The 6056-nt window shown below is 70.5% G+C and carries 8 protein-coding genes and 1 pseudogene; 4 read left to right on the forward strand and 5 right to left on the reverse strand.

The window, feature by feature from the left end:
* From VB737_RS14270 to VB737_RS14285, 4 genes are all read left to right on the forward strand, one after another.
* Positions 1-481 (forward strand): prephenate dehydrogenase dimerization domain-containing protein (locus tag VB737_RS14270; protein WP_500313933.1); only part of this gene is annotated, 481 nt, incomplete at its 5' end.
* 71 nt (positions 482-552) lie between these two features.
* The gene (gene corA, locus VB737_RS14275) at positions 553-1665 is read left to right on the forward strand and encodes a magnesium/cobalt transporter CorA (protein WP_500313934.1); all 1113 of its coding nucleotides are present in this window, start codon (positions 553-555) and stop codon (positions 1663-1665) included.
* 170 nt (positions 1666-1835) lie between these two features.
* A complete protein-coding gene (locus VB737_RS14280) occupies positions 1836-2213 on the forward strand; it encodes a hypothetical protein (protein ID WP_500313936.1) in 378 nt (125 codons plus the stop codon).
* The gene (locus VB737_RS14285; protein ID WP_500313938.1) at positions 2192-3196 is read left to right on the forward strand and encodes an ATP-grasp domain-containing protein; all 1005 of its coding nucleotides are present in this window, start codon (positions 2192-2194) and stop codon (positions 3194-3196) included. The genes VB737_RS14280 and VB737_RS14285 overlap by 22 nt, the downstream gene beginning before the upstream one ends.
* On the opposite strand, the gene VB737_RS14290 is transcribed toward VB737_RS14285, so the two are convergent.
* The 5 genes and pseudogenes from VB737_RS14290 to VB737_RS14310 all read right to left on the reverse strand — a co-directional run.
* Complete coding sequence (locus VB737_RS14290) at positions 3148-3858, reverse strand: hypothetical protein (RefSeq protein ID WP_500313939.1); 711 nt, start codon at positions 3856-3858, stop codon at positions 3148-3150. The two genes, VB737_RS14285 and VB737_RS14290, sit on opposite strands and share 49 nt — an antisense overlap.
* A gap of 121 nt (positions 3859-3979) precedes the next feature.
* Positions 3980-4690, reverse strand: coding sequence for a hypothetical protein (locus VB737_RS14295; protein WP_500313941.1), 711 nt, complete (start codon positions 4688-4690; stop codon positions 3980-3982).
* Between the two features lie 9 nt (positions 4691-4699).
* Positions 4700-5503, reverse strand: a complete 804-nt coding sequence (locus VB737_RS14300; protein WP_500313942.1) for an META domain-containing protein — start codon at positions 5501-5503, stop codon at positions 4700-4702.
* Between the two features lie 16 nt (positions 5504-5519).
* Entirely contained in the window at positions 5520-5669 is a 150-nt protein-coding gene (locus VB737_RS14305) for a hypothetical protein (RefSeq protein WP_500313944.1), read from the reverse strand.
* A gap of 54 nt (positions 5670-5723) precedes the next feature.
* Positions 5724-6056: pseudogene (locus VB737_RS14310) on the reverse strand (metallophosphoesterase); the annotation flags it as partial.

Genomic DNA, 6056 nt, shown 5'->3' on the forward strand with positions numbered 1-6056 from the left:
GGAGAGGGGCCTGTTCCGGGGACGGCCCTGGGTGGCGACCCCGGAGGCGGACACCGACCCGGCGGCGCTGGAAGCGGTGCGGGAGCTGGCCGAGGCCCTCGGGGCCCGCTGGCTCTGCTGCGACGCCGAGGCCCACGACCGGGCCGTGGCCCTGATCTCCCATCTGCCGGTGCTGGTGGGGGCGGCTCTGGTGCAGGCGGCGGCTGCCGGGGGCGATGCGGCCTGCGCCACGCCGGAGGTCGGGGCCGGCCTGGTGCGGGCCCTGGCCTCCAGCGGCTTCGCCGACACGACCCGTGTCGGCGGCGGCAACCCGGAGCTGGGGATGCTGATGGCCCGCTCCAACCGGGAAGCGCTGCTGGAGGCCCTGGCGCACTACCGGCGCTCCCTGGCCGGCCTCGAAGCGATGGTGCGGCAGGAGGACTGGGACGGACTGGAGCAGTCGCTCAGCCTCAGCCAGCAGCTGCGGCCCGACTTCCTCTGACGCGGCCCGACTTTCTCTGACCGGGGGATGCCGATAGGCTCCCTGGCACATCGATGCCTCCGGGCCCGGCGATGAAGACCAGGCCATCGCGACCGTCCCCGCGCATCCGCAGCGCCAGCGGAGCGGGCAGCATCCGCAGCCGCCGGATCCGGCCGGGGTCCTCCCCCGGCACGGTGGTGTTCGTGGGCGAGCAGCGGCTGGCCAGGGTGCAGATCGATGTCCTCCACTACGACGCCGAAGGCTGGTCGGAGCATCGCGATGTCACCGTGAACGGCTGCGCCGATGCGGTGGCGGAGGGCAGCATCACCTGGATGAACGTCAGTGGCGTCCATGACGTCGCCCTGGTGGAGCGGCTCGGCGAGTGCTTCGGCCTGCACCCGATGACCCTGGAGGACATCGCCAATACCACCCAGCGCCCCAAGGTGGAGGAGTTTCCGGGTTATGTCTTCATGGTCTTGAAGATGATCGCTTTCAACGAAGACACCCAGACCATTGATATTGAACATGTGAGCGTGATCCTTGGCGATCACTTTGTGATTTCCTTCCTCGAGGATGACGGCGATGTCTTCGACGGGGTGCGCGACCGGATCCGTTCCTCCGGCGGCCGGATCCGCTGGATGAAGGCCGACTACCTCGCCTACTCCTTGCTGGACGCCGTTGTCGACCATTACTTCCTGGCCGTGGAACGGATGGGCGACATCATCGAGGAGGTGGATGATCGGCTGCTGGAGGATCCCCACCCCGGCGACATCAAGGAGATCCATAGCCTCAAACGGTCCATCCTCAGCCTGCGCAAAGCCGTCTGGCCGATCCGGGAAGAGGTGGCCATGATCGTCAAGAGTGAGTCGTCCCTGCTGACGGCCGAGAGCCGGGTGTTCTGGCGCGACCTCTACGACCACTGCATCCAGATCATCGATCTGGTTGAGACCCACCGCGACATTCTCGGGGGCATGCATGACACCTACCTGTCGATCCTTAGCCATCGGATGAACGAGGTGATGAAGGTGCTGACGATCATCTCCACGATCTTCATTCCTCTCACCTTCATCGCCGGTGTCTATGGCATGAACTTCAAGGAGATGCCCGAGCTGCAGTGGCGCGGAGGTTATTACTCGGTGTGGGGGGTGATGATCGTGATTGGCATCTCCCTGTACCTCTATTTCCGCCGTAAGCAGTGGCTCTGAGGGCCGCACCGGGATCCGCGGTTGTTATGTAGCCAATGCCACTGAATTTTGCTTTTCTTTCTCCCCGCTACGGATCATTGCCGCGCCGGGCCGTTTGTGGGCAGTGGCCGCACCCGTTTCTACTGTTGCTCAGGATGCGTTGAACACGCGTGAGTTTCCTGAGTGATGCGATGCAGCTCCTGAGGGACGCCGGCACGACGGCGGGCCTCTCCGAAGGGGCCATCCAATGCCATGCCGGCTGCTACCGGGAGAACCTGTCCCGCTGCAGCGAGGCGATGCTGCAGTACGAGCGGGTGTGGCTGCAGCAGCAGCTGCGGGCCCTGCGGGACTGCGAGGGCCACCCGGTGCTGATGGCGCGGGTGGGCGGCGAGGATCGGCTGCGCGCGCTGGTGTCCCAGAGCGTGCTGTTCCAGCTGCTGCTGCAGAACGAGTTCGCCCGCCGCGGCCTGACGCCCGAGGAGCCCCGCGGCCCGGTGGTGGCGGCCGAGGAGGCCTGGGAGATCACCAGCGTGCAGGTCAAGCGCGAGTGGGGGATCCTGCCCACCTGAAGCGGATCGCCCTGCTGCACCTCGGGCGGATCCACGACGAGACGCCGGCGCTGCGGGCCCATCTGGCCCGGCGCGGCATCGCCAGCGAGCTGGTGCCCCTGCCGCCGCTGGCCGGGGGCAATCCGGCTGCAGCCGGTGGGGCCCACTCCCCCGACTGGGGGCGCTTCGATCTGGTCAGTGTGCGCGACTGCCGCGGCAGCCACCGTCACGGCGACTTCCTGCCCCGGATCCGGGCCCTGGCGCAGCAGCTCCACGCCCTCGGGGTGCCCCTGGCCAATCCCCTGCCGGTGATTGAGGCCGGCCATGCCAAGAGCGACTACCTGCCCCGGCTCGCCCGGGAGGGGGTGGCCCTGATTCCCAGCCGCTGGCTGCCCCGGGGCTGGGGCGGATCCCTGGCGGAGCTCCTGGAGGAGTGCGGCTGGCAGGAGGCGGTGCTCAAGCCGGCGGTCGGCTCCCTGGGCTGGCACACCTACCGGGTGCGCCGCGATGGAGCGCACCTGACGATCACGGCAGCCGATGGCAGCCGGCCGGTGGGGTCCGGCGCGGTGGGGTCTGACGCGGTTGATGGCTGGCTGGCGGCCTTGGCCCGGGACGGCGAGGTGTGTCTGCAGCCGTTCCTGCCCGCGGTCTGCCGGGACGGGGAGTTCAGTGCCGTGATGCTCGGCGGCCGTTTTTCGCACGCCGTGGCCAAGACCGTGGCGGCCGGGGGCTGGATCGCCCACGAGCGCTTCGGGGGCGCCAACACCCTGCGGCAGGCCAGTGCGGCGGAGCGCCAGTGGGCCGCGGCGATCGAGCAGCGCCTGCGCCGGCGCTTCGGGGTGCTGCCCTATGCCCGCATCGACGGCATCCGCGATGGGGCGGGCGAGCTGCTGCTGCTGGAGTGCGAGCTGGTGATCCCGCGCCTGTTCCTGGGTGAGGGCGAGGCGTTCGACCGTTACGCCGAGGCCCTGCTGGGACCCGCCAGCACCCGCATGGCCTGGTAGCCGTCGAGGGTGGGGGGCTCGCTCTCGGGCAGCTCCTCGGAGCGCAGGGCCACGGCCACCGTGGCCACCCAGGGGCGGGTGCCGGCGTCGGTGGGGAACACCAGCACCACGGTGCCGGCCGAGGGGGTGGTGGCGGGATCCTCCGCCACGATCTCCAGGGCCACCCGGGTGCGGCGGCACTGGAGGGCACGGGCTTCGAGCAGGGCCACGAACTCGTCGGTGTTCCAGCGGGCCTCGGTGCCCTGGCAGGGGAAGCGCTCGCTGAGGCCGGCGGCGCTCAGCTCCTCGATGGCGCTGCCGCGGCGCCCATCCCAGACCAGCAGCAGGTTGGCGTCGTGGCTGAGGGCGTTGTGCTCCACCCGTTCGCGATCGAGCACCAGACGGCGCTCGAGGCCCTGCTTCTCCGCGGGCATCGAGAGGCACACCTTGAGGGCCTGGGCCACCTCACAGCTGCGCCCTTCGCAGAACCCCCGATGGGCGGTGAGGATGTCGTCGGCAGCGGCCACGATCTCCAGGGCCGGCAGGCTCTGGGTCAGTTCCTGCATCATGGCGTTGAACAGAACACCCCCATCCCCGAAGGGGCCGCGTTCGGGATCGGTGGCCTCCAGCATCTGATCGATGGCGGAGCGAACCAGCTCTCGCCTCCAGGTCAGATACGTCATGGGGATTCACTCCGGGTGCAGTTTTTTGTCAGTGTGTCCCCAGCGGCGTGATCAAGCCACGAGCTGTTACATTCCCCATCTTTTGTATCAACAGCCACTGTTCAAGGTGTTGAATCCGTGATCAAGCGGGGTCACGCCGCAGCCGCAGCATCGGCGTTTCGCCCTCGAAGCCCTCGTCGTAGGCGGTGTCCTCGAGCTGCCCCTGCCAGCCAGGGGGCAGCGTGGCCATCAGGGGCTCCACCCAGGGATGGACCCTCGGGCGCCGCTCGATCGTGTGGGCGGGGTAGAGGCGCACCTCCCTCCGGCTCACCCGCAGCAGCTCGGCCAGGGCGCGGCGATGCCACTCCAGGTCGAAGTCGGGTTGTTCACTGAGCCCACCGTCGGCGATCGGCGCGTAGCAGAAGAGCAGGTGGCCGCAGAGCACCAGATCGAAGCTCGCCGCCTCGAAGGGAAGCTCGGGCAGCGCCGCCGCCCGGTAGGCCTCCGGGTGGGCCCGCCGGTCGGCGAGGAACGCCTCCAGGGCCTCCAGCTTCCCCTGGCGGAACCGGGACAGGTCGAAGTCCGGCCGCAACGAGGCACTGCGGGCCAGGCGCTCCATGGTGAAGCTGACATCGTCGCGGCAGCGCTGCTCCAGGTCCGCCAGCGACAGGTTGTAGAGGGGGTCGGCCGCCACGCTCTCCACCCCGGCCGCGCGGGCCAGGGCGGTGAACGAGCCGGGACCGCCGGGGCAGTCGAGCAGCCGCTGGCCGCGCCAGTCCGCCAGATCGAGGTTGAAGAAGGCCAGGGCGTCGGCCCCGGTGCGTCCGAAGAACACCACCCTTGGCAGATCCATGCGTGTTCCTCAGGACTCCGGGACGCGGCGCAGGCTGAGGGCGATGGCGCCGTCGGCGCGGCGCAGCTCGAGGGCATCGCCCTCCAGCCGCAGGCTGACGGCGGTGGGAAGGGCGGCCAGGAACTGCCGCTCCTGCTCCATCACCCCGGCGCCCGGACAGCGCCGGCGGGTCGCCATGGGCGTGCCGATGCGCAGGCGGGTGCCGTCCAGCCGCAGCGGTGCGGTGAAGCGGTTGCAGCCCGCCGAGCCGGCCAGCTGGCCGCCCTTGAGGATGCGCAGCGACAGCGAGGTGCCCAGGATCGGGCTCACCAGGGCCTGGCGGCCGTTGTTGAAGCCCGCCACCCGCCAGCTGCTGCCCACCAGCTGCTGCGACTGGGGCACCAGCACCAGCAGGGGCCGGCCGTCGGCCGCCAGCAGGCGCAGGCGCTCGCTGCCGAGGCGGAAGCTCCGGCTGTTGCGCAGGGCGCTCTGGAAGGCCTCCGCCTGCTGCATCACCGCCGGCGGGCAGGCCATCTTGGTGCCCATGCCCCGTTGCGACACCTGCAGGGTCGTTCCCCGCAGGGTGACGGGGGCGCCATAGCGGTTGCAGCCGTCGCTGCCCGCCACCCGGCCGTTCTCGAAGCGCAGCGTGAGGCTGGTGCCGCCCAGGGGCGGCCGTTCCCCCAGCCGTTCCACGACCCAGGCGGTGTTCTCCAGACGGGCCGGTGGCGGGGTGGAGGCCAGGGCTGCGGGCTGGGGAGCCGCCGGCAGGAGCGCCAGTGCCCAGACGCCGGCCAGGCGGGCCAGGGGGCGGCGCTGTCGGTTCGCTTGCATCGTGATCACGGGAAACTCAGGAACCCAGGCGGGACGCGATCCAGGCGCCCATGCCACCGGCGGTGGGGTGGGGCACCGCGTCGCGATCGACCCACCAGAGCGAGAGGGCCAGCGCGTTCAGACCGATGACCAGGGCGTAGATCCGCCAGCCTTCCGGGAGCTTCATGACGTGGGCCTGCGATGGCGGCGACGATAGATCCGCCGCCCCTGGCCTCGCCCCTCAGGCGCCGGGCCGCCGCGTCAGTTGCCGGCCGGCGGCGTCACGGAGCGAGCGGGGCAGCCGCTGGGGGTCGATGGGCCGCAGGGTGCGCAGATCGAAGCTGGTGTCCACCAACCGGGGCGGGCTGCCGACCAGATCGAGCAGCGTCAGGGTCTGGAAGGGGGGGCTGGCCTGCCCCAGCAGTCGGCGGGGGCCGCTGCCCATGGCCCCGAGGTGGAACAGGTCCAGCCGGCCCAGGCGGGCGGGGAAGTAGGCGTGCTGATGGCCGCTCACATAGGCGTCGACCCCGTGGCGCTCCAGCAGCTGCTGCAGGGCCGCCGGCTGGGCCAGCAC

It is taken from the genome of Synechococcus sp. BA-120 BA3, from assembly GCF_034931285.1.
GTDB lineage: Bacteria > Cyanobacteriota > Cyanobacteriia > PCC-6307 > Cyanobiaceae > Cyanobium.

Excerpts from the sequence above, each read along its gene's own strand:
- corA (WP_500313934.1), top strand. The coding sequence starts at position 553 with ATGAAGACCAGGCCATCGCGACCGTCCCCGCGCATCCGCAGCGCCAGC.
- VB737_RS14280 (WP_500313936.1), top strand. The coding sequence starts at position 1,836 with ATGCAGCTCCTGAGGGACGCCGGCACGACGGCGGGCCTCTCCGAAGGG.
- VB737_RS14290 (WP_500313939.1), bottom strand. The coding sequence starts at position 3,858 with ATGACGTATCTGACCTGGAGGCGAGAGCTGGTTCGCTCCGCCATCGAT.
- VB737_RS14295 (WP_500313941.1), bottom strand. The coding sequence starts at position 4,690 with ATGGATCTGCCAAGGGTGGTGTTCTTCGGACGCACCGGGGCCGACGCC.
- VB737_RS14300 (WP_500313942.1), bottom strand. The coding sequence starts at position 5,503 with ATGCAAGCGAACCGACAGCGCCGCCCCCTGGCCCGCCTGGCCGGCGTC.
- VB737_RS14305 (WP_500313944.1), bottom strand. The coding sequence starts at position 5,669 with ATGAAGCTCCCGGAAGGCTGGCGGATCTACGCCCTGGTCATCGGTCTG.